This window comes from Bacteroides propionicigenes (assembly GCF_018390535.1).
In the GTDB taxonomy this organism is placed as follows: domain Bacteria; phylum Bacteroidota; class Bacteroidia; order Bacteroidales; family Bacteroidaceae; genus Bacteroides; species Bacteroides propionicigenes.
Genome location: NZ_JAHBBW010000002.1, coordinates 505,091 through 527,870, shown reverse-complemented (window position 1 = coordinate 527,870; position 22,780 = coordinate 505,091). Strand labels below are relative to the sequence as shown.

Here is a 22,780-nt window from a genome sequence, read left to right as displayed (position 1 = left end):
CTTTCTTTTCCACGTTTCCACTGACTGAAAAGGTTGATAATGAATCTCATGTCCTAATCTGTCAGCTACCGTGAGCGTCAATTGAAAAAACGGGCGGCAGCATTACCGCCGCCCGGAAAAAATCCAAACCGTTGTCGGCTTGTCACAGCCTGTGCCTGCGGATGTAATAGTAGAAGAGGTGGCAGGCATCCGCCGCATTGTCATCCACCGGGACAATACCGTATCTGTCCTTGCAGGCCGCGACCATCTGCGTCTTGGTGGCGTGTCCGTCTCCCGTCGCCCATTTCTTGAGGACAGCCGGGTTGACGAACTCCGGTTCCGGGATATCCAGTTCATCGCACACTTCGAGCAGGATACCCCTGAGTTCCGAGAGCCGCCGCATGTCGTAGAAATGGCGGTTCACGCTCACATCCTCGGCCACGACGCGGCGGATGCCGTAACGACGGAGCAGCGAGAGCAGCGTAGTCCTGAAAGCGCCGTGCATCTTGTTGCCGTTGCGCCGTTTGCTTTCGGTGAAGTTCCATGTCCCGGCCTCATGCAGGGAGAAGTATCCGGTATGCGTGGCGATGTCCAGCGCCAGTACCTGCTCCCGGGTCAGTACGCTATTCTCCGAGTCTCGATTCGCCATTCTCTTTCACGATTACCAGTTTATGCGGATAGCCTTCAGCCACATTCCCGTGCGAGACTACCAGCACGGTACCGCCGAGCGAGTTCAGCGCCTCGAACATGGAGGCCAGCCCCGCTTCATCGACCGCCTCGAGTATCTCGTCCAGCACGAGCAGATCCAGTCCCTTGTCCCCGTCGCAGTTGCTGTTCACGAGTTTCTGCATAGCAAGGATGGTCGCCAAATTCACACGGGCGGCTTCGCCTGCCGAAAACTTGCCGAACGAGCCGCAGTCCATGCCGTCGCGCAGCAGTGAGATGGAGATTTTCTCCCTTACCTTACCACTCTTGAGGACGGTATACCCGTCGAAGCGGATACGGATGTCGCTGCCGATGTCTTGCAGGAACTCGTTGGTGATACGGCTGAGCGCCTCGATTTTCGTGTTGGCCAGATAGGTCTTGAACTGCACGAACCGTTCCCGCTGTATCTCCAGGGCACGGACCCGGGCATCGACGGCCGTCTTGCGCCCTGCCGCCTCGTTGGACTTCCCGCGCGTTTCACGGAGAGTGTCCTTGAGCGATTGTATGAGGTCGGGTGAAGCCGCCTCATCCAGCTCCCGGATCGTGGCCTGCAAAGTGTCGATGGCGCAGGCCGCAGCCTGTATATCTTCCTTGCCTACCCGTATGCCGCGGTTCAGTGCGGCATTGCGCTCGTCTATGAATCCGAACACCTCGTCGAATACCTTGCGGCGGACACCTTCGATTTCACTTTGCAGGGCGGTAATTTCGGAAGCGATGCGTTTATGCCCGCTTTCCACCTCTTCCACGTGGCGGGTGGCATTCCTGATGGCCCGTTCGTGCCCGGCCAGCTGCTCCTCCCATCCGGTGCGTCTGCCTTCCAATATCCGGCGCTCATGGTTCAGCCGGTTCTGCTGCAACTCCACGGCATCCGTCTCCTCCTGCTTCTCATCGATACGGCCGTTGATTTCCGTGAGCTGCCGTTGACGGAGCTTCAGTTCCTTCATGCCGGCCTCGATGTCGAACTGTGGTTCTGCCACCAGAAACTCATGCCCGCAGAAAGGACAGGTGATGGAGCCGGCCAGTTTGTTCGAGAGGCCGTCAATACCGGCAGAAACGATACGCCGTTTATGACGCAGTTCCTCGATGCTGCCGGACAGGTCGCGCAGACGGATGTCGATTTCCCGCAGTCTCTCCGCAGTCGTATCGGACTGATCCCTGTATGCCTCACAGAATGCGGCATACTCCTTCTTGAACTGTTCCCAGCCGTCAGTCCTGTTTTTCAGTTCCTGTTCCGCCTGCTTCAAGACGGCATCGCAATCCTTCAGCCGCTCTGTGGCGGTCTGTAACCGTCCTTTCTTTTCGGCAATGACCTTGTCCCAGTCCGTCTGCCGGGCATCGGGAAAGAGGGACATCATTTCCGCTATCTTTTCCAGACATGCTTCCAATGCGGTATCTCCGGCTTCCAGTTCCTGCAAAGCCTCGTCCGCCCGCTGCACTCCGGCAAGCTGTTCCTCAAGCCTGTCCACGTTCTCGTGCCCGGTACGGATCTGCTCCCTCTTGGCCGCTATGGCCGTTTCCAGTCCCATGATACGTTCCACACGGGTACGCCCCCGCTCGGCTCCGGCTTCCTCCTCCTTGCGTATCTGCTCCTGTAACATCCCGATACGCCCGTCCAACCCGGCCAGTTCCAGTTCCACCTGCCGTTTCTTTTCAGAGAGCGGCACGATGTCTTCCTCCACTTTGGCGATGGCTTCATCCACCAGGATACCGTTGGAAAAGCGGTTGATGACCTCTTTCTTCTCCTTGTCCGATGACGAGAGGAAATCCTCATACCGGTATTTGGAAAGGATGAAATTGTTGAGCAGCTCGTCGCGTGTGATACCCAGTTTGTCAAGAATATACCGGTTATAGGCATCCACCGAAGGCTGTACCGCTTCATCGGTTACCACCTGCTTGCCGCCACGGTAAAGCGTACAGCTGACAGAGGAAGCCCCCTTGCGCGGGATACGGCGGTTGACGAGCAGTTCCTCGGCGGCGGAATCGTTGATGAAACGCAAAGCGATACGGCATTCTTCCGCTGCATCGTTGATAATCTCCTCCGAGCGTATCTTTCTAAGCGGGCTGCCCGTGATACCCACGGCAATGCATTCCAACAGGGCAGACTTGCCGGCCCCGTTCGACTGCTGGGACTCATTGTCCCGGTTATCGCCGAAAATCAATGTCGTCACGCCTTGCCGCAGCATGTAGGACAGCGAACGGAAGGCGCAGAGATTTTCGGCTTCTATCGTCTTTAATTTCCACATGATCTGTTTTCTATTCTAGATAAATACTCCAATCCCATCGACACATCCTCGATCTGTTTCTCCCGGCAGAAGTCCTCGTAGGTTTCCCGGATGCGGCGGCTGTCGAATTTCTCGAAGAGCGAAGAGGATACCGCCTCCGGCAGCTGCTCGTCATCGGCAACCAGTTCTACCTTCGCCGCTCCGGCTTCCAGCAAGGCGGCTTTGTCCACCGATTTCATCGCGGCGGCAGGTGCATGGACACGCACCTTGACCTTGTAGCGACCATCGGCCTCCATTTCACGCAGCTCGTCCATCAGGTGCAACCCGGCACGTTCCGCCGGCATATCCATGACACGGTACCGCATGTTCACGCGGTTCTTGACAAACTCGTACGTGCCGTCCGTATACAGCACCGTGTATCCTTTCTCCTCGTCCTCCCCGAAGTTATGCTGGCGCGAGGAACCGATATATTCGATTCCCGTCCCCGGAATGACGGTACGGTTGTGGTAATGGCCGACAAAGACCTTGTCGAAAGGAGAGAATATCCTGGCAGGCAGTTCCTTTTCCGAAGGCTGTGCCAATGCCCCGTTGATACCCTCATGGATGTAGAGGAAGTGCTCCGGTTCTCCGGAAAGCGCTTCCGCAGCCAATCGTCCGAGCCTTTCGGCAAAAGAGCCGTCTTCCGGAAAATAGCTCATTACATGGAGCGCGAACTTCCATTCCGGGCGGCACAGGGTCAGGTACTCATCCACGACAGTCACATTCGGATGCCGGTCGAAGACATGACAATATCCGCGCAGGGATTCCTGGTTCACCTTGTCGTGGTTCCCTTCCGCCAGCGTGACATGAATGTCATGGTCCGCGGCGGATACAAGCATATCCCTGACGGCCAGCAGGACATCGAGTGTCTGGGCGGCACGGGAAAAGAACAGGTCTCCTCCGACAACCACTTCCCGGATATCCCGTTCCCTGCAAATTCCCATGGCCTCCTGCCAGTTGGCCTGGAATGCAGGGATGTTGTCTTTCGAGATGTGGATGTCATTCAATAACAAAAGGCAGGGTTTGTTCTCTTTCATACTAAGTGATTGTGATTAGGACGGGAGGCCCGGATGCCTCCCGTCGGATTAGAATTCAAGAACTTGTGAAAGGCTTATCTGCGGTGGCGGGGACGCCCGGCACGCTCTTCCGTTTCCTCCGGCTGCTCTTCTTCCTCCCCGGGGACATCCTCCGGTTCGTCACTGGGCTTCGGACCCTCCATCTCGCTTTCGATCAGGTCGAGTAGTTCCCGGTTGCTCGTGGAGCGTGTGACACGCACGGAGAGCCCTTCCTGCTCGATGTAGCCGCGGATCATCGCACGCAGCTCCTGGCCTTCCTCGGTCTTCTCACCGAGTTCCTGCCGCTGAAGCTCGTCATAACGTTCGAAAAGGTCGTCCAGCGAGATGCCTCCGCCTTCACGCCCGTTTTCTCTGTTATCTTTCGTACGGCGGTCGAACGAGAACGCGGATATATCCTCCTTGGGCAGTTCACCGTCCAGCGTGTCGATGACCGTCTTCATTTCATCCGTCTCCATGAGCGACATGCCGTAGATACCGTCGCACTGTTTGAGGAACTCGACGGTGGCTCCCAGATGATAACGGGTGTAGCGGTAGATGATTTCCGGGATACGCGGCGCACCCATCAGGGCGGTCAGCTCCTCCTTGGTCAACGGTACCGGTTCCGATTCGTTGTCAATGGAAATGACATACTCGGTCTTGGCTCCGTTCTTGCGCTTTTCAATCTCCACCGGATAGGCGTCATACACCGAGGAAATCGGGCACGGGTAAGACGGATTCTTGGCCAGTTTCTTGCTCCACAGCTTGAACTTCCTCTCATCCAGATCCTTGAACTGGGCATGGGAAAGGGTCATCATCTGCACGCCTTTGGCTCGTTCACCCAGGTCGAATACATAGAGACAGTGGCCGTAACTGTATTTCAGACCGCCTCCGAACGAGCCCCCGGCAATCTTTTCCGCCAGTTTGTCGTCCCCGTCCTCTTTTGCGGCTTCGACGGCCATGCGGCGGTAAGTCTCGATGGGATCAACGCTATATCCGGCATCGGTAGCGCGGGTGACAGTGACATACATCTTCTGGGGCTTGTTCCCCGTAGCGGGTTTCTCCAGCTCCAGAAGCAGCTGGTGGACGGGATACTCATAGCCCGGACGTGTCGGCGAGCCGTCCGGATTGGGAGCGATGGGCAGGATACGGAGACGGTAAGTCCCGAACTTGTCCATGCGGAAGAACTCCGTACGGGCGAACGCCCTGTTCTCCTCCTGGGCACGCAACTGTGCCTCCTGATAAGATTCCTGAACGCCGAGGAACATTTCCTCGACAGACATGCCTTCCATGCCGTTGTTCTTTTCTTCTTCTTGCATAAACGCTTTGTTTTATGGATTTAAAAATGCCCGAAGAATGCGACACGGTATACCCGCATCGCAAAGAAACTGGTAACAGGACGGACGGGTTCGGTTGCACCGTCCGCGTTCAACTGATAAAATTGGGAGAGGATGTCTCGCTGACCGTATCCCGAAAGAGGATACTCATTTGACAATATGGAAAGGTCTTGCAGCGACCGTGGAATACAAAATTAGGCAAATTACCCGGAACAGCCATACATGTACATGAATGTTTCTCTCCGGCATTGTCCTTCAGCGCATTACCGTTTCATTTTAAGAATGCTTTTAATCTCTCCGAGCAGTCTGTCGCCGCCCGGCGCGTTCCGCGCTTCGGCAAGCAGCCTCCTGCGGTTCCGGCGGATATACTCTTCTCTCTTGCGGCGGCATATGCCTTCATAGTAGGCTTTGCGCTCCGGCGTGAGCCGTTTCCCGCGCCGGCAATAGACCCCGTCCCGGCGGTACTCGTCCAGGTAGCGGCGGAACTTCGCCTTGCCGCAGGAAGGGTCTTTCGATGCCTCCGCCACCGACCGTATGACCTGCCAGTCCGGCTCGAAGGGCTGCTGCGTGGCGCATAACCTGCGGAGCAGATGATAGACTACCGGCATCTCATACCGGAGCATGAAGCCTATCCGTGTCTCGTCGAAAGGAAAGCGCTTAAGCGTCCCCTGCGGTCTTCCGTCTTCTCGCTTTCGGGGCTTCTGCTGCCGGGGAGACGGTTTCTTCTGCGGCTGCCGCCTGATTTTCTTCTGTTTCATGATGTTGCGGTTGAATGGTTTGCTGTACGGTTTCACGGACGGGAACGTTCCTGCGCTCCGCAATCCTCCGGCGGCTTTCAATATCGCCGTTTACATTGAGTTTATGTTTCATGACTATACAAAATAGGTGAAGTTGAGTTCTACATTGACATTGTACATACCGCGCTCGTAAAGCTGTATCCTGCGCGAACCGCCGTAGATGGTGAACGAGGAGCCCCGGTTGTACTTGTGGTCATCGTTCCAGTCAGCGGCGCTGCAGCGCACGCTGTATCTCGGGGGCTGTATCTTGTTCGGGATGACGGCAACGATGCCGCCCCAGTTGCTGCCGTCCCTGCGTGCGGTATTGATATACCCCTGTATGGACACGATATTCCCGATCTGGCGGATAAACAGCCCCTGGGTATCTGTTCCCGAGCCGCTGTTCTCCATGTGCATCCATCCCGTATCCGCCAGCAGGGGCTGGTATTCTTCCGCATAGGCGGCTCCGATAGCGCGGCAGGCCTGCCGTTTCGCCTCCGCTGTCGGCAAGGACAGGTCGGAAAGTTTGCCGTCCTTGCGCAGGTAGTCCTTGACGATTTCGTCTTTGGACAGCACGTCCAACTTGTTCCGCAGGAGCTGCCGGGCTTCCATGGGGGATTTTCCTTGCCCGGTCAAAAAGTCGATGTAATCCTGGAACAGGTTTTCAAGCGCGGCGAAGCGGGCGTCCGCCCCGGCCTTGGTATACAGGTTCAGGTTGGTGGCGATGGTATCCTTTTCGGAAGCGTTGTAGCCGCCCATCAGCCGCTCCGCCTTTTTCTTGAGTTCCCTGACAACCTGCGAGGTCATCACGTATCCCTCGACCTGCGCGTGCGAAATGCCGCCTTCATCTATGTAGGCGAACGAACCGGTCTTGATTTCCAGCAGTTTGTCCCTGAGTTCGGGTGTGAAGACAATGCCCTCGTAAGCGGAGTCAGTCCCGAGCTTGCCGTCCATCATCCGGTCTATCTCGGCCGTGGAATAGACTTCGAGGTTCTTGCGTGCCTTGCCCTTGTCCGGAAGGTCGGACAGGTTCGAGGTCTTGGCCAGTTTCAGCTCCCCGGTACCTTTCTTTTCGGCATCGAGGGTATCCCTGACGGCCGCCTGCCGCTTTGCTTTCAGTTCGGCGGCTTCCTCTGCCGTCAGCCCGCTGATCTCGTCCGCCGTCAGGCGCACCAGCTCCTTCAATCCTTCGGAGATTTCCAGAAATACCTCCCCGGCTTCCGCTTTGGAATAGACATCGATATTCTTCCGGGCGGCAGCCTTGTCCATGACATCGGAAAGGTTCCCGTCGGCGGAGAGTTTCATTTTCAAAGCCGCCGCGACGGTTCCCGATGTGACATAACCTTCGCCGCCCTCCGTCAGTTCTCCGGTAGTGATAGCCGCCAGTTTCTTCCTGTATTCGGTCGTGAAGTCTTCGGTAGAGAGCTGTTTGCCTTCTACCACATCCACTTTCTTTCCCATCGCCTCCGTAAAGGCCCTGACGGTCACATAGGTGTCGGACACGGATTTTCCGTTGATTTTAAGCGTACCGAGCACATCCACCGCTCCCAAAGGGGCAAGCACGATGTCGCCCAGAGCGTTCCTCAGCGCAAAACGGAAACTGTCAGCGGTGTCGAAGCCGACGGTGGCGAGCAGCGCGGCGGCACTGTCGCGCCAGGTAATCAGGTTTGTCAGCCTGGCATTGTCTTTCGTATAGGCGGTATTCTGAATATCGATACCCCGTCCGGTGCTTTGCAGGGAGAGCAGTCCGCCGACCTGCAGGGTGGCGGTACGCCCGATGACTTTCAAAACAGGTGTGGTGCAGGCTTTTCCGTCATGCACGGCAAAGTCACGGTATTTTGTTCCGCCGCCCTCCGTGCCGTGGTAATTGATACGGATACAACCCTCATCCGTCACATCCGAGGTGTTATAGATGTCGTATCCCTTGATGCGGACAGCCCCGATCCGGGCGTTTTCATTCAGCGAAGTACCGCAGGATATGCCGTCTTCCGTAACCCTGGCCAGTTCCTTGCCTTGTTTCATGAAACTGAACGTGCCGTCCGTCCGGATGACAATCTCGTTGACAAGCAGACCGTGCAGGTAGGCACCGATGGCGGCATGGCCGTCCGCCTTGACGATGCCTTTGAGCATGTAGCCGTTCCCGCCGCTGACGGAGACGGCGGTCTTGGAGCTGATTTCTTTCTGCCCGGTGAACGTTCCGGCCAGCACCAGATCCTTCTTGACGGTCTGCCGGGCAAAAGGTGTATCGAGCAGGACAGCATAGCGGCCGAAGAACTTGTCGATGAACCGGGGTGCATAGCTCTCCGTCACCTCGATGGCCGCCGGCAGTTTGTCAGTAACCGGATCGACCGTATCCGGGACAGCCTTGGCTCCGGCACAGAGATAACAGGTACGCCCGCGCTTGTTGACCTCATTGGCGTAGACCACCGATTCATGCCGGTTGATTTCGTATATATAATAGGGATAGACAGCATCGGCGCAGCCGTCGAAACGGCGTACCTTTCCGCCGAGCCAGACATAACCCGGGGAGACGCGGGGACCCTCGATCTCGCATCCGGAGATGATGAAGTCCGAGCAGCCGTCAAAAACGGCACTCATGCTGAGAGCCAGTTCCTGCAAGTTCAGGATATCGTCCGAGTAGGTATACCGTCCGCCGGTTTCCGCAATATATTCTTTCATTGTCCTGTATTCTTATTGGGGGTGTATTCGTCTTCGTCGATCTTGATCAGGTAGGTCTTGCCTGCTGTCTTATAGGTGTTCACCACATAGGAAAGCATATAGACCAGTTCCCGCGGAGGTATGGTGACGGGCGGGACGCAGACCATGAAGCTGACCTTGTTGATCAGCTTCTCTTCCGCCAGCAGGTAGAACGGACGGGGGCGTTCCGCCTCATTGTCCGTTGTAACCTGTTCCCCGTTGTACCATACGGTGAAAGGACGCTGGTATTCCGCCCCTTCGTGGTACAGGTCCACACCGACACTCGTGCTGTCCTTGATGAAGATGCGGTCCTTGCCGTCCTTGATGTATTTACCGAACCGGTAGTTCAGGAACCACTCGAAATAGATGACCTGTGAGGTCATGCGCGCCTCGATATGCCGTTCCCGTGCAAACGTACGGAACCGTTCGTTCAGGCTTTGCAAGGGATAGAGGCAGCTCTGCACGAAGAGGATGAACCGCCGTCCCGACAGGTAGTGCGGCACGAGCCGGTTCACCGAACGGTCTATGGGCAGCTTATATCTCATGGTTTTCGACTTTGAGCGTGATGGCTTCCCGGAAGGTCGGCAGTTCCGACTCCTCGTCCTTGCGCGAGGACTCTTTCAGGTAGCCCGAGGCGGTGTATGTCATGCGGCCGACACGTTGCAGGGGCTGGATTTGCCCGTCCGTATCGTGGCAAGCAATAAACACGCCCTGCTCGGGGATTGCCGTCTCGTCGATATAGACGTCTGTAACGTGTTCGGCACGGCGTATGGCATCCGTCAGGCGGGAGACATAGACCGCAGCGTCGAAGTCGATGCCCATAATGTAGTCCCGGATACGGGTCTCGATGCTGTCGTACATCTCCGCCTCGGGAACGGCACCATCGTAGAAGACCGTAAGACGCGGCACCAGCACGTCGCCTTTGGTCGAGATGACCTCGATGCGTGTGCCGGCGAATTTCAGCTTGCCGATATAGGCATTGATGGGCACCAGCTCCTCGGCGGGAATAGCTTCCAGATGTCCTTTCGTGCCGGTAGCGATTTTCAGTACCAGCTTGCTGTCGAGGTTGCTGTCGTCCGTGCTCTCCACATAGGAGACCTGCGTAATGATGCGTTTGGTCTCATCGACCTGGGCATACCCGAAAGCCAGTCCGTCCTCGCGGACGGTCAGCTCGTCGCCCTGCTGGTATTGCAGCAGCGCATTGGCGTAGTAGTCCGGCGTGCCGTTGATCCGGTTGTTGATGGCTTCCGAGATATCCACCGCGAAGACATCAAGCAGCGTCTCGAAACTGTAGATGACAGCGGCTACGGTCCATAGGATACCGTTCATGACAGACAGCTTCGAGTCGCTGGCGAACTCCGTCAGTTCCAGCCGCCGGTTGCGTTCCTGCACGGCTTCATTGTATATCTCCTTAATCGTCCGGCTCATTCCACTGTATAGGTTATATCGTCGATAATGAATTTCCACGCGCCACCCTCATTCCAGGCCTCCTCGTGCAGGATGACCCATACGGCTTCCATGCCCGAGGCGATACGGTAGCGCCCCGTTTCGGTATCCCGGTCCGGCTCCCGATAGGTTCCCGTCGGGGCTGTAGGTAAAATGACCGTGCAATTCCGTCGGTCGCCGTAATGTTCCACAAGGGTTGTCAGGTAATGATCTATGACTGTCGGTTTCAGTCGGGCGGCGGAGAGGTCGAGTGTCATCAGTTCCCGGCATTCGGCAAGCGGTGCAAGATCGGCCAACGCGCAATTCGACAGGTTCAGGCTGTAGGTTCCGGAAAGCAGCCGCAGGCTCTCCAAGGAGAGTGTGGCGTGCGTGAGCGTCAGCTCCTCCACCGGCAGTGTCTGCACCAGTACCAACGACCGCGGTTTGAGCCCGCTCCAGTCGATACTCCGGAAGCAGGCATCGGTAAACCAACGGATACGACGCCTGTCCCTGACTTTGTTGTCGAAGGTATGGGTGAGCAGCTGCGGCGTGTCCGCGAGGAGGACGGTCTCGGTGTCGCTGTTGTCGCCCCAGTCGATTTCCAGCTGTCCCGCACCGGAAACGGCACACTGCACGGTGATGATCCCGGCAGCGAGCGTGAGGACGACAGCAAGCGGCAAGGTGAACGTTTTGGGATAGACATGCCGTTCACCGTTAGCGGGGACGATGCCGTGCAACCCGTTATAGGCGACTACATCGGCGCGGATAACGAAATCGTCCGTGTAGACAAGTTCCCGGCCGGCAGTCAATGTCGTGGCGAAGGAGAGATCGGGGTTGTTGATGAGCAAATCCACGACTCCCTCGATGCTGCCGTACAGGTACAGGGCCACATCGTAGATATTCTGTCCGGCTACGACCCTGTACTTACCCATCGTTCTCCTCCTTTTCCTCGGTTTCTAAAAGCAGCTCTCCCGTGGCAGAATCCATATAGGCATTCTTGATGACGACCTTGTCCGACAGGAATTCCGACTGCAGTTTGGCGGCAAGACCGTTGTTTTCCAGACTCGAATGCAGGTAGTCGACGAGGCCGACACCTGTCGTAGAATGTTGGTAGAGATTTCCGGCTGAAGCTTTCAGCAGAAACGTCTCGTTCTGGGCTTTGGCGGCTCCTATTTCGAAGTCGGTCTCTGAGCCGCTGTACACGGCAAGGTAACCGTCCCGTGACAGCAGGTTGTAGACTCCCTTCTCATTGAGGGAGAAAAATGCGGCCAGGGCGATATCGGCCGTGCCGGCTTCCGTCTCCGCCACGACGGGAAACCAATGTTTGCCCGTCGCAGGATTTCTCAGGTACTCCGTGCCGCCCGAACCGCTTTCCATAACCAGACGGACCGTCAGGCGGCGCATGTCGGGCGTATAGGGAATCCTGACATGGAACCCTTTGCCGTCGTTATACGTGTACACGAAGCCGACGGGGACGGTAATCTCTCCGTAGCGGAAGGTGTCGTTGTCCGCACCCGCGACGGCATCGAGCAGGCGGAAGTCGTAGAAACTCTTGCCGGCGATATTGCCGGAAGTCTCCACCTCACCGTATTCGGCGTCCATTGTTATGTCCTGTCTTGCCATGAACGATACTTCAACAAAAAGCCCGACCATACATCAGAGTACGACCGGGCACTCTTTTCAAAAGAGTAGCGGCAGAAAGAAAGGATGGTTTACTTCTCCTGAATGAAATCGTAGATGCGCGACACGGTAGCCCACATATCGTCCGGAAGCTCCTCGTCCGAGATGCGTTCGCAGGCTTTCCGGAGATACTCCATCTCGTCCCCCGAGAACTCCACGGCAAGCGGTTTCTCCTTCTCCACATCCCATTCGATGCGCTTGTCCTCGGCATTCTCGTGAAGACCGATGGCTTTGCGCTCCTCGTCCGGAATGGCGATCTTGCGCAGAATCTCTTTTTTGAGGTTGAAGTCCTTGAAGTTGCCCCGTGCCGGCAAAAAGGACGGCAGGTAAAGGCGGTCTTTGACTGACAGTTCCATATTATTTATGCATTTTGTACGTTACTCTTTTTTATTTCGTCGATCATGGTATCGAAATCATGAAACAGGGGTGCAAGCGGCTCTCCCATAGGAATGTTGCATGAAATAACGCCTTGTTCCATGTAGATGATACCTATCTGCGGAGCGTTCCCCGAGCCATCCGTATCCTTCTTGCGGATGGAGGCGTGGACGCGGGTCAGCGCGTCATTGACGATGGAATATTCCAACTGGTAGTCGGCATTCTCCGTGCTCTCTTCGGCAACCTTGGTTACCGTTACGTTGGTGATGTTCATAATTCGCTTCTGTTTTTATTAAGTGTAGGGATATTCCCAGCAGAAAAGTTTTTAATAAGAGTGATTTAATATCTGGTAATGGAACGAGGGGTAATTGGCGCACAATACCGTAATGGAGTCTCCCTTGGCTAACGTGTAACTGGCAAGATCCCCGTTGTGGTTACGGATATTGGTGAATACAAGGCTATTCCCCCAGTTGTAGTTGTAAATTAGGGTAAATATGCAGGCGAAGTCCGACGGCAGAGTCGAGTAACCGAACATGGTGGCCACGGACGATGCCGACGGCAGGGTCACGCTGTACTTCTGGTTGGCATAAACGAAAAAGATGTTGAACTGCGAGAAATCGATCGTGTAACCGCTGCCTGTGAAATAGACATTCTTGATCTTGTTGCCGATGCAGGCAGGGGCTATAACAGAGGCATTGGACCATATTCCGTAGTTACGGTTACCGTTTTTGACATCGATATAAAGCCCGTAGTTGTTATTAAAGATGCTGTTCACCTTGTTGTTCACAATACGTCCGGTGGCACATGATCCGCCGGCGGATGCCGGTATGGTGTTGCTGCCGAACAGGACATACGAAATGGTGTCCCCCACGCGGAACAGGTCGTCGTAGATGGCAAGGCCGCCGCCTGAGCCGGTTCCTGTCGCCGTCGAGCCGATGCGCCCCTGACCGATGACGAATCCCCCGATGGTGCCGGCATTGGCGTTGATGGTGCCCGTCATCGTGACATTTCCCGAGGCGTCCCATTTGATATTCTGGTTGGCCAGATAACCCGATCCGTCATTGGCAAAGGAGATTTTCCCGCACCCGAACGTGGCGGAACCGTCCGTGTTCAGCGCCCAATAGTTTACTCCGGTGGAAGGGTTGTCGTGGTAAATATATCCTGAAGCCCCCATAACGATGCGGTGCCCCGAGGCCGGAGCCGAAGCGGTCAGGGCGCTTGTTCCGAGAATCCAGCCGCCGATCTTGCCGCTCACGGCCGTGATACCGTTCCTGTCCAGCGTGACCTTTACGCTATTGTTCGCATCCTTGACGGAGATGCTGCCGTTATAGCTGCTCCCTCCGACAGTCAGGGCGGAATCCACGATAATCTGGTTGGCGCGTACGGTTCCCGTGTAAATGCCGTTGGCATCGATGGTGGTCGTGTATTTCTCCGTGGAGGTAAGGTCGAAGACCGTGGCATAGGCCACATACCAGATGACAGGCGTATCGGAAGTCCCCTGCGTGCCGTCCACGTAGAAGAAATGGGTGCTGGAAAAATCGGCGGTGCCGCACACGACCTTGTAGACGTATTCTTTCCAGTCGCCCGTGCCGGCGTTCGACGTAAGCCACCGGTGCGAACCTCCCGTGCCGACGCTGTTCGTCGCCCAACAGAGATTTCTGCCGGCGGGGATCTTGGCGATAATGCGGGCGACGAGCACCTTGCGGTAACCGCATTTCGCCCCGAAATAGAAGCCTCCGTTGCGAGGGCTGGCACTGCCGCTGGTCTGGATTTTCAGGACATACTTGCTGTCATTGGGTGCCGTGGCATCCTGCTGCCGGGTAACGGTCACCATACCGTTCTGGGAGTTGTTGTAAACCACGACACCGTTGTTTCCGTTCCAGAAAGTCGGGTCGCGGTAGAGCATCTTCCCGAACGCCATGGCCGAAGCGAGTTCCTGCGCCGTCGTGATGCCCGTAGTCCACTGGGCGGATACGGATGCGGCAAAGGTAACCGTGCCGGCGGCATTCCATGAGATATTACCCGAGGCTATGTGCCCAGACCCGTCGTTGTTCAGACTCCATTTCGTGGAGTTGGCGATAGATCCGTCGCTGCCCAGCGAGATGTTGTTTTTCCAGATATGGTTGTGGTCGAAGGCCCACCCCGCGATACGGTTGTATACCTCCTTGCTGCCGCTTTTGGTATAGTTCACCGAGAGGCAGAAGTATTCCAGATTGTCCCATGACATCATCTGAAGACCTATGAATCCGGTCTTGACACTGTTGCCGGATGCCGCCACCTGCCCGAGGACGATATGCCCTGCATTGCTGCTCTGATACCACGTAAGGCATATACCCAGCGGCTTGTAGGCTCCCGTGTACCAGTAACCGCTGCCCGTGGAGGCGGAACGGATTTGCAACGGGATGGCACCCACAGCTCCGACGTTCCCTATGGTCATGTTGTCACTGCCGATGGAGAAACCGCCGATCTTGCCCTTCGTGAACGTGCAGCTGAGACCGTTGATGTAATCGGTATTGATAATGGACGACTTGATACCCACGGCATCGAGTTTCGAGGCGCTGATGCTGCCCGCGGCGATACGGTCTGCCGAAAGTGTTCCCGTCTTGATACTGCCGGCATCGATCGCCACGGCGTTGACCTGCGCCGCGGTAAGGGTGCCCGTGTAAATCCCTGTCGAGCCGATATAGGTCAGCGGGTGCGCCGCAAGCGTGCTGTCCGTGCTTTGCGCCAGAGCAATGAACCGATGGCGGCGGATCTCCTCCTCGACGGCAGCCGTGAGGGTGCGCGGCGCGGGGGCATAGGCTTGTGTGGAACCGCTCTGGAAGATAAGGTCGTTGCCGTAAGCGATTTGCGGAGCTGCCGGAATCGGCGAAGGACTATAACTGCTGCTCTCTATCGGCTGGTCGGAGTAGAGGTGGTACACGGCACCCGTATCGCCGCCGCCACGCAGGAAGACGGCGAACATGCAGTAGTTGCCGCACAGCTGCGCCCCGGCGAACATCCGGCAGTAGGTCTCGGAAAGGTCATAGATATCCCATGAATAGGCAATGCCACCCCAACCGCCGAAGTTGGTTTTGATAAGTACGATCAGACCTCCTTTGTGCGTGGATGTGTTCCACGAGACCGGAGCCTGCTCGGCATATCCCCGACGGACGAGAATGGTACGTTTGATGTTCTGGTCGCCACCTTTGAAAACGACTGGATAATAGGTCGCTTCGTCGCCGTTGATGATGAGTTTCTTGTAATATCGATAGCCGAAGTTCGTAACCTTGGCCGCTTCGATGTCGTTCTTCCATTGCAGCGATACGGAAGCCCCGAACGTAACGTTCCCGGCAGTGTCCCATGCAATGTTGCCCGAGGCGATCTGCCCCGAACCGTCGTTGTTCAGTTTCCATTTCGTGGAGTTGATGATCGAGCCGTCGCTGCCCAGCGACACGTTGCCCTTGCGAATGGAAGTCGTGTCGATCGTCCAGCCGGCTATGCTGTTGCTCGAACCCAGCTGTGCCACGCAGTACCCTGCACTGTCCGTGGTATAGAGCCCGAAGTCCGTGTCGCTGTTGTAGTAGAGCTGCACCCGCTGCCCGCTAGCGACACCCGAATTGGCCCCGTACACCGCGATGCGTCTGTTGCCGCTGTCTATCGAGATATGCGTGGCAGTGAGGGCCGAAGCCCCGATCATCCAGCCGCCGATTTTTCCTTTGGTGAAGGTACAGCTCAGGCCGTTGATATAGTCCGTGTTGATGATGGAGGACCTGATGCTGGCGGCATCGAGCTTCGAGGCCGCTATACTGCCTGCCGCTATGCGGTCGGCGGAGATGGTTCCTGCGGTAATCTGCGAGGCGGTGATACTGCCGGTATAGATTCCGTCGGCCGTGATCTTCGTCAGCTTGGGATAGCCGCTGCCGCCCAAAGCCGTGGTGAGGGAGCCGATAGGTGCCGTCCACAAGGCACTGACCGTCGAGGCGAACGTGACGTTGCCCGAAGCGTCCCACGCGATGTTGCCGCCCGCGACCGCTCCGGCTCCCGAGGCATCCAGCCGCCATTTATAGCCCCGGATACCGTTCGAGCCGAGCGTAATGCTACCTGCGGCAGAGGTGCAGCTCCCCACAGTGTTGTTCTTCGTACCCCGGTAAAGGGAGTCGGCATCCACCGTCCAGCCGCCGATTTTCCCTTTTGTAACGTTCAAGGTCAGAGCTTCGATGTTTCCGGCGGTAATCAAGGAGGCTTTCAACGCCGCCGTGTCGATGCGTGCCGCAGCGATAATCCCCGATGTGATCTGGGAAGCACTGATGGAAATCGTCTTAATCGTATCGGCCGAGAGTGTTCCGGTAAAGACGCCGTCCTTGTCGATGTAGGTCGCACCGACCCAGTTCAGACTCACTCCGCTGCCGAACTCGACCTTGCCTGTCGTGGCGTTATACCTGACATACTGGTCGCCATAACCCAACTGGGCGTTACCGCCGTTATCTACATAGAAGGTTTTGTAGCCATCCCTAAATCCATAGATGCCGTTTACCGCCTCTGCGGCGATCGTTCCCGAGGAGGTCTTCGTATTGAGTGTAAACGAGCCTATGGCTATCCCGGAGACGGTGCCGTCGCTGTTTTTTGTGCCCGCAAAGAGTTTGGGGGTGATGACCGTGTTGCCGTTGATGAGCGTCTTACCCGTATTCCACTCCTTGACCCAGTCGAGCATGTCGGCATCGACCCCGTCCTTGCCCGGGATACCCGCCTTGGCTTTCGACCAGACGAACGACAGATGATAGACAATACCGGAAATTGTCACGGGAATATCTATTGTTCCGTGGTCGGCGAGGGTCGTCGTACCGGCGGTGATAACGTAGGTTAAGGTCTTCGTGCCGTTATTGACGGTAACGGATGAGAATCCCGCCGGCTTACCCACCGCACCGATGGTAAAGGCCGTGAGTTCCTCGTCCCCGCACATCACCCGTACGGTCGAGGTGAGAGTGACGGACGAGAGAATCTTCCCCGTGTCATCCGCGGGGAACACGTATTCACCCAAAGACTGGGTTATGGTATACCCGTCCTTCTGGACATAGATGGTCGCCTGTCCCCGGGCGATGAGAATCTTTGCCATGAAACCTTTTTCTGAAAGTATAGTGCGGAATGATTCCGGCAGGTTGCGGATTTTTTTTCGTGTAAATGATATTATTATAAAAAATATTTGTATTTTTGTAATTGGAAATGGTTCCGGGCGGTTCGCCGCCACGGATGAAAAGGGAATCCGGTGAGAATCCGGGACAGTACCCGCTGCTGTAAGTCCCCTCAAGGTTGCCGCAACCTGCCACTGGTGTAATGCTGGGAAGGCGCGACGACTGGGACGAGTCAGAAGACCTGCCATGACCGGAAAAGGATTTACACCCGCGGGAGAAAATCGGGTTGCGATCAGATACGGAATGCCGTAGGAGTCATTCTCATATTTGAAGACAAACATAATCCCGTTCGTGTAAACCTGCGCGAACGGGATTTTTTGTGTTTGTTAAAAATATGTTTTATTAAAAAACAAGTAAGCTATGAAAAGAAATTTACGCTTTCTGGCGGGAGCTTTCCTGTTGACGGCAACCGCCCTGTTCACCGGCTGTAATTCAGACGATGACTTTTTGATGAATCCTCAAACTGATTCAGTAACTCCCGAAACCCGAGCCAACTTTAATGATGATGGCACTACAACCATTACATTCGATGACTTCGATGAAACATTCATGGCGGTTTCGCCTAAAGCAGAGAACTACTACACGCTTTATGGATATACTGCAGAGAACCAAATCAGGGAAATATACGATCCCGATTTTGTGTTTGTCTCCGACATGAATACTGTAACCAATTCTTATGGAGCGTATACTGAATTTTCCAGTGGTGCCATTGCGTTGTCGAAATACAATTATCGTTCTGATTCTGCTGCCGGCAAGACTTCTGGAACTAATTGGTGGTATACTTGGGAGAATCAATGTAGTGTCTATAATACAGCATCCACAGATGGGGCCAATACAGGGGCAGGTCACAGCGGTTCCAATTTTGCTGTTGTATACGGCTACTCTGATTTCGGAAATACGGAGTGGATGGCCAAACCTGAATTCTATTTTGACTCCCCTCGCAAATTCAAGGGTTTATGGTATTGTAACACAGCATATACCTATGGTGTGATTATAAATGGTAATCAGTTCGGAACATCGGGTGTTGCAACACCGTTGAGTAATCTGAAAGATTCTGACGGCAACAATATAGGATATTTCCAAGTCAACATCGAATGTTATGACGTAGATGGAAATTTGATCACCACTGTATCGAAATTGTTGGCCGACTACCGATATGATAAACCAACAGTGTCCCCCGTAACTACATGGACATATTGGGATATTAATGTAGCGGATGTGCAAAGTGTAAAATTCAATTTTGAAGGATCTGATGTCGATCCTATATATGGACTCAATACTCCGGCGTATCTTTGTATAGACGACGTTACAATAGAATAACAATTTAATATAGTTTGGCATAGAACTGATTTCAGTTCTATGCCTTTTTTCTTATTATGAAGGCTTTCATATTTAGTATTCTTGTACTTTTGTTTTTTATTACAAGCTGTAATAAGAACGATGTAATTACTGAAGAAATAAAACAAGCTCCTATAATTGAACTCGATAGTGAGACTGGCATTTACACTATCAAAGTTGGGCGTGAACTGACAATTGCCCCGACATATAAATATGCGAATAATGCACTTTATGCATGGACAGTAGATGGAAAACTTCTTTCATCTGAATCAATATTGAAGTATACATGGAATCAGGAACAACATCTATATATCAAATTGCGAGTTGATACACCAGAGGGTTATGCGGAAGAAGAGTTAAAAGTAGAAGTATTGGAGTTAACTCCACCTACAATTTCAATCATAATCCCCTCTAAAGGATTAAAAGTGCCTCAAAACACGGATTATATTTTATCTCCAGATATTCAACATGACGATCTTGAAAATTTTAGAATTGAATGGGTACGCGATGGAGAAATCGTCGGAACAGAAAAAGCATATACGTTTCACGAAAAAGAACTCGGTACATATTCGATAACAATCCGGGCATCCAATATAGACGGAGAAACAATCCGTGATTTCGACGTAGAAGTTGTGGAAACAATGCCTTATTCCGTACGGTTTCCGACACCATCCTATACACAAACTTCTACGGATCGTTATACTTTTGCAGGGCGTCCTGTATATTTGCGGCCTTTGCTGGAATATTTCGATTATCCACAGTATCAATGGCAGGTCAATGGAAAAATTATGGAAGCCGCTACCGACAGGGTTTTTAAATTCACGCCGACGACTCCTGGAGAATATTTCGTTGCTGTTACTGTTACAGAAAAAATGCCCAACACACAGCCACTTTCACGTAACATAACACGTAGTAATACTTCAATTACAACGACAGTTAAGGTTATTTGTGAAGAAAAAACGGAACAAGAACGCTATCGGCAAGCGACAGCGACAAGTTCAGGTATTTGGGATAAGGTTTATGAATTCATTCCTGCTCCCGGACAGTTTATTAATGAGTTATCCCAAAATACCGGATTTATAGGAAATGAAACGACGCCCCAACAAGCCATAGAGTATGCAACGAAACGATTGAACAAAAAAGCGCATGTTTCACTGGGATCTTTCGGTGGTTATATCATCATCGGTTTTGACCATAGTATTGCTCCGAGTGGCCGAGAATACGATTTTGCAATACAAGGAAATGCTTTTAACAGTTCGAGCGGTGGCTCAAATGAGCCGGGCATTGTTTGGGTAATGCAAGATATAAATGGCAATGGCCAGCCAGACGATGAATGGTATGAATTAAAAGGATCTGAAACCGGCATCGATGGTACAATACAAGACTACGAAGTAACTTACTATAGACCTGCACCCAGAGCACATACTCCGTGGGTAGATAGTGAAGGTAATTCAGGTTCTGTCGATATGAATGCATACCATGGCCAAGAATATTATTATCCCAATTGGATTAAAGAAGATAGCTATACATTATATGGGACGCGTCTGACTCCTCGCAACAATCAAGATCCCGTTACAGGATATTGGGCGAATAACGCTTATGAGTGGGGGTATGTGGATAATATGGGTTCAGATAATCTGGTAGGAGGAAATGTCATTGATGGTAGCGGTCAGCGCAACGGATTCAAAATAGCCAATGCAATATATCATGACGGGACTCCAGTAAAATTGCAATATATAGACTTTATCAAAGTTCAGTGTGGAGTATTATCGAAAAGTGGTTGGCTTGGAGAGATATCCACAGAAGTATTTTCATTTGAAGACTTATCAATAACTAATAATCAATAATATGAGACAGTTTTGGCTTTTACTATTCATTGCCCCATTTCTTTTTTTATCATGTTCAGAAGATAATCAGACTCCAGAAAGTCCTGCTGATGCCGATGACAATTTTATCACATCAGTCGTGATGACTGTGGCAAGTCAATCCTATACAGCGGAAATAATTGACAATATAATTACCATAACAGTTCCATATACTGTTTCGTTAAATAATGCTCAAGTCGAATTCAAATACACATCCTCGGCAACAATTATTCCCGATCCGGCAAGCATTACTGACTGGGATACGGAACGAACGTTTCGTGTAACCTCTTACAATGGAGAAGCGAATGATTATACATATAAAGTCATTAAAGACGAGATTCGCTATGAAGGGGATGTGGAATTGAAGACAACAGCGGATGTTACGGCTTTCATTGATACGGACGTAACGGTTATCAAAGGTGATTTGATTATCGGGTCGGATGCTGAGGATGCAGAAGAATTGTCGGATATCGCCGCATTAAAAATATTGAAGGAAGTCGAAGGAAACATCATCATTCGGAAAAGTTATGTTGGACAAGATCTTACGGGACTTGATAATATCACTTCAATTGGAGGTTTGCAAATAGGAACTGAAACTGCCTTTGCGACCAACAGTAAATTGCAGATGGTCAGTATGAGATCTTTGCAGCATATTACTGGCGACATCGTTGTCTGCAACAATCAAGTAGCATATGTGCAATTCGACAACCTTGAAACGATTGATGGAAATATAATATTCAGGACTTCATCTCTACAAAGTTTTGAATTCCCTAAATTAACCACTGTCGTAAAGGATTTTGATCTCCAGTGTCTGACAAGTGACGGAGAACCAGGAGGAGAAATCACATCTTTGAGAATTCCTGAATTGACAAAAGTAAACGGTCGCTTAGGGGTTAATAATTTAGGCAAAATGATTTCTTTGGAATTTCCGAAATTACAAGAAGTTGGAAGTGTGGATTTTGCTTCTATACCGATTCCGTTGGAGACCCTTTCATTGCCGGAATTATCGGTAGTAAACGGCGACCTTAATCTCGTTTCCAGTTATATTGCGTCCGATGCTTTTACATCTACGGGAAATAATAAATTACAAGAAATAGATGGACTGTCTAACTTGTCGATTGTTAAAGGCACATTGACAATATCTAAATTCCAAGTCTTGAAAAAATTGCCGGATTGGAGTAAATTAGAACAACTCGGAGGACTGACCTTGCTGCGTTTATTGGAGTGTTCTGATCGAATTTTAGATTTGAGCAAAGTAAATTTTGTACCTTTTGAGGATAACGAACCTTTAATTTCTATTACAGACGGGACTATATTCTCAAAAATTATCACAAAAGAGGATATGTCGCAAGTTAGCATGTTTCTAGCTCCGAGCGGTATTACCGGTTCAAGTGTTGGAATAGATCCAGAATTGAATTTTAAGAGTATTAAGAATTTTAAGTATTCTAGCAATATGACAACAGATCCTGTATTCCAATTTGAACGAGTTTACGGGAATATGGAAATTATAAGAGGTTCAAAAAAAGGCGTTTCAGCCCCTAACTTGGTAAGTGTAGATGGATATTTAAGCATCGAAACTACAATGGCAAACAATATCTCGTTCCCGAAATTGGAAATTGTCGGAGGTCAGTTATGTATTATCGGTAATCTGAACGCTGTTTCTAACTATGATTATGATTTTACGAATTTAAAGTCAGTCGGTTGTTCAAGCAATCCTCAATATATCAAAGAAGGGGTGATTAATAATATTTTATATGGTTCTTTAGATTTTATGGCATCAAATAAAGATTTTACATTTCCGTCATTGGAACATGTCGGGGGTGTTGGTATGACTGTTCGTGCCGTAAAAACTATTTCATGCCCCAAATTGCAGGTCATTGATGGAACACTTTGTGCTGCAAATGCAGCATCGCTTACGACTTTCAATATGCCAACTTTAACAAAACTCTCAGGAGTTCGATTTATCCGGTTGACACGGTTTGTTGATTATACGTTCTTCAAATCTTTTGTAGAAGAAGAGCAAATCAAGAAAGAAGACTGGCTTGTAACCAATTGCGGTTATAACCCCACCTACGAGGATATGCAAGCCGGTCGCTATACCCAGCAGTAACACCCATTA

The 22,780-nt window shown here is 52.5% G+C and carries 19 protein-coding genes and 1 riboswitch; of the genes, 5 read left to right on the top strand and 14 right to left on the bottom strand.

The features are described from left to right. Nucleotides 1-142 precede the first annotated feature (142 nt). The 3 genes from KG118_RS05135 to KG118_RS05125 are packed head-to-tail and all read right to left on the bottom strand — an operon-like array spanning nt 143 to nt 3,721. Nucleotides 143-628, bottom strand: a complete 486-nt coding sequence (locus KG118_RS05135; RefSeq protein WP_004293563.1) for a crossover junction endodeoxyribonuclease RuvC — start codon at nt 626-628, stop codon at nt 143-145. Further along, nucleotides 603-2,927 (bottom strand): hypothetical protein, encoded by a 2,325-nt coding sequence (locus KG118_RS05130; protein ID WP_004293564.1) that lies wholly within the window; start codon nt 2,925-2,927, stop codon nt 603-605. Before KG118_RS05130 ends, KG118_RS05135 begins: the two co-directional genes overlap by 26 nt. Beyond that, nucleotides 2,915-3,721 (bottom strand): phosphoesterase, encoded by an 807-nt coding sequence (locus KG118_RS05125; protein WP_249671452.1) that lies wholly within the window; start codon nt 3,719-3,721, stop codon nt 2,915-2,917. Before KG118_RS05125 ends, KG118_RS05130 begins: the two co-directional genes overlap by 13 nt. A 30-nt stretch (nt 3,722-3,751) precedes the next feature. On the opposite strand from KG118_RS05125, the gene KG118_RS17445 reads away from it, so the two are divergent. Then, nucleotides 3,752-3,955, top strand: a complete 204-nt coding sequence (locus KG118_RS17445; RefSeq protein WP_249671451.1) for a hypothetical protein — start codon at nt 3,752-3,754, stop codon at nt 3,953-3,955. A gap of 101 nt (nt 3,956-4,056) precedes the next feature. On the opposite strand, the gene KG118_RS05120 is transcribed toward KG118_RS17445, so the two are convergent. Then, nucleotides 4,057-5,316 carry a hypothetical protein gene (locus KG118_RS05120; protein ID WP_004293566.1) on the bottom strand — a complete coding sequence of 420 codons (1,260 nt, stop codon included), beginning with the start codon at nt 5,314-5,316 and terminating at the stop codon, nt 4,057-4,059. A gap of 14 nt (nt 5,317-5,330) precedes the next feature. On the opposite strand from KG118_RS05120, the gene KG118_RS05115 reads away from it, so the two are divergent. Next, nucleotides 5,331-5,489 (top strand): hypothetical protein, encoded by a 159-nt coding sequence (locus KG118_RS05115; RefSeq protein ID WP_008672739.1) that lies wholly within the window; start codon nt 5,331-5,333, stop codon nt 5,487-5,489. Nucleotides 5,490-5,597: 108 nt separating this feature from the next. Here the strand turns inward: KG118_RS05115 and KG118_RS17440 are convergent, their stop codons facing one another. The 10 genes from KG118_RS17440 to KG118_RS05070 form a co-directional block, all read right to left on the bottom strand. Continuing rightward, entirely contained in the window at nt 5,598-5,957 is a 360-nt protein-coding gene (locus KG118_RS17440; RefSeq protein WP_224241394.1) for a hypothetical protein, read from the bottom strand. A 34-nt stretch (nt 5,958-5,991) separates the two neighbouring features. Continuing rightward, on the bottom strand, nt 5,992-6,204 hold the full coding sequence (locus tag KG118_RS17435; protein WP_191835317.1) for a hypothetical protein: 213 nt from the start codon (nt 6,202-6,204) through the stop codon (nt 5,992-5,994). 2 nt (nt 6,205-6,206) lie between these two features. Then, the gene (locus KG118_RS05105; RefSeq protein ID WP_004293569.1) at nt 6,207-8,789 is read right to left on the bottom strand and encodes a hypothetical protein; all 2,583 of its coding nucleotides are present in this window, start codon (nt 8,787-8,789) and stop codon (nt 6,207-6,209) included. Then, complete coding sequence (locus KG118_RS05100; protein ID WP_004293571.1) at nt 8,786-9,352, bottom strand: hypothetical protein; 567 nt, start codon at nt 9,350-9,352, stop codon at nt 8,786-8,788. The genes KG118_RS05105 and KG118_RS05100 overlap by 4 nt, the downstream gene beginning before the upstream one ends. Beyond that, nucleotides 9,342-10,235: a hypothetical protein gene (locus KG118_RS05095; RefSeq protein WP_004293574.1), complete on the bottom strand. Its 894-nt coding sequence runs from the start codon at nt 10,233-10,235 to the stop codon at nt 9,342-9,344. The genes KG118_RS05100 and KG118_RS05095 overlap by 11 nt, the downstream gene beginning before the upstream one ends. Continuing rightward, nucleotides 10,232-11,164 carry a hypothetical protein gene (locus KG118_RS05090; protein WP_004293575.1) on the bottom strand — a complete coding sequence of 311 codons (933 nt, stop codon included), beginning with the start codon at nt 11,162-11,164 and terminating at the stop codon, nt 10,232-10,234. Before KG118_RS05090 ends, KG118_RS05095 begins: the two co-directional genes overlap by 4 nt. Continuing rightward, nucleotides 11,157-11,834: a hypothetical protein gene (locus KG118_RS05085; protein WP_004293576.1), complete on the bottom strand. Its 678-nt coding sequence runs from the start codon at nt 11,832-11,834 to the stop codon at nt 11,157-11,159. Before KG118_RS05085 ends, KG118_RS05090 begins: the two co-directional genes overlap by 8 nt. Before the next feature lie 110 nt (nt 11,835-11,944). Beyond that, nucleotides 11,945-12,268 (bottom strand): hypothetical protein, encoded by a 324-nt coding sequence (locus KG118_RS05080; protein WP_004293577.1) that lies wholly within the window; start codon nt 12,266-12,268, stop codon nt 11,945-11,947. 5 nt (nt 12,269-12,273) lie between these two features. Beyond that, nucleotides 12,274-12,561 (bottom strand): hypothetical protein, encoded by a 288-nt coding sequence (locus KG118_RS05075; RefSeq protein ID WP_004293578.1) that lies wholly within the window; start codon nt 12,559-12,561, stop codon nt 12,274-12,276. Nucleotides 12,562-12,612: 51 nt separating this feature from the next. Continuing rightward, nucleotides 12,613-17,382: a hypothetical protein gene (locus KG118_RS05070; protein ID WP_004293579.1), complete on the bottom strand. Its 4,770-nt coding sequence runs from the start codon at nt 17,380-17,382 to the stop codon at nt 12,613-12,615. 91 nt (nt 17,383-17,473) lie between these two features. Further along, nucleotides 17,474-17,661: riboswitch (cobalamin riboswitch) on the top strand. 157 nt (nt 17,662-17,818) lie between these two features. On the opposite strand from KG118_RS05070, the gene KG118_RS05065 reads away from it, so the two are divergent. Genes KG118_RS05065 through KG118_RS05055 form a run of 3 tightly spaced genes read left to right on the top strand, consistent with a single transcriptional unit; the run spans nt 17,819 to nt 22,771 of the window. Further along, nucleotides 17,819-18,778, top strand: a complete 960-nt coding sequence (locus KG118_RS05065) for a DUF4465 domain-containing protein (protein WP_004293580.1) — start codon at nt 17,819-17,821, stop codon at nt 18,776-18,778. Nucleotides 18,779-18,834: 56 nt separating this feature from the next. Next, entirely contained in the window at nt 18,835-20,643 is a 1,809-nt protein-coding gene (locus KG118_RS05060) for a PKD-like domain-containing protein (protein WP_004293581.1), read from the top strand. A gap of 1 nt (nt 20,644) precedes the next feature. Continuing rightward, nucleotides 20,645-22,771, top strand: coding sequence for a receptor L domain-containing protein (locus KG118_RS05055; protein WP_117917428.1), 2,127 nt, complete (start codon nt 20,645-20,647; stop codon nt 22,769-22,771). Nucleotides 22,772-22,780: the final 9 nt, after the last annotated feature.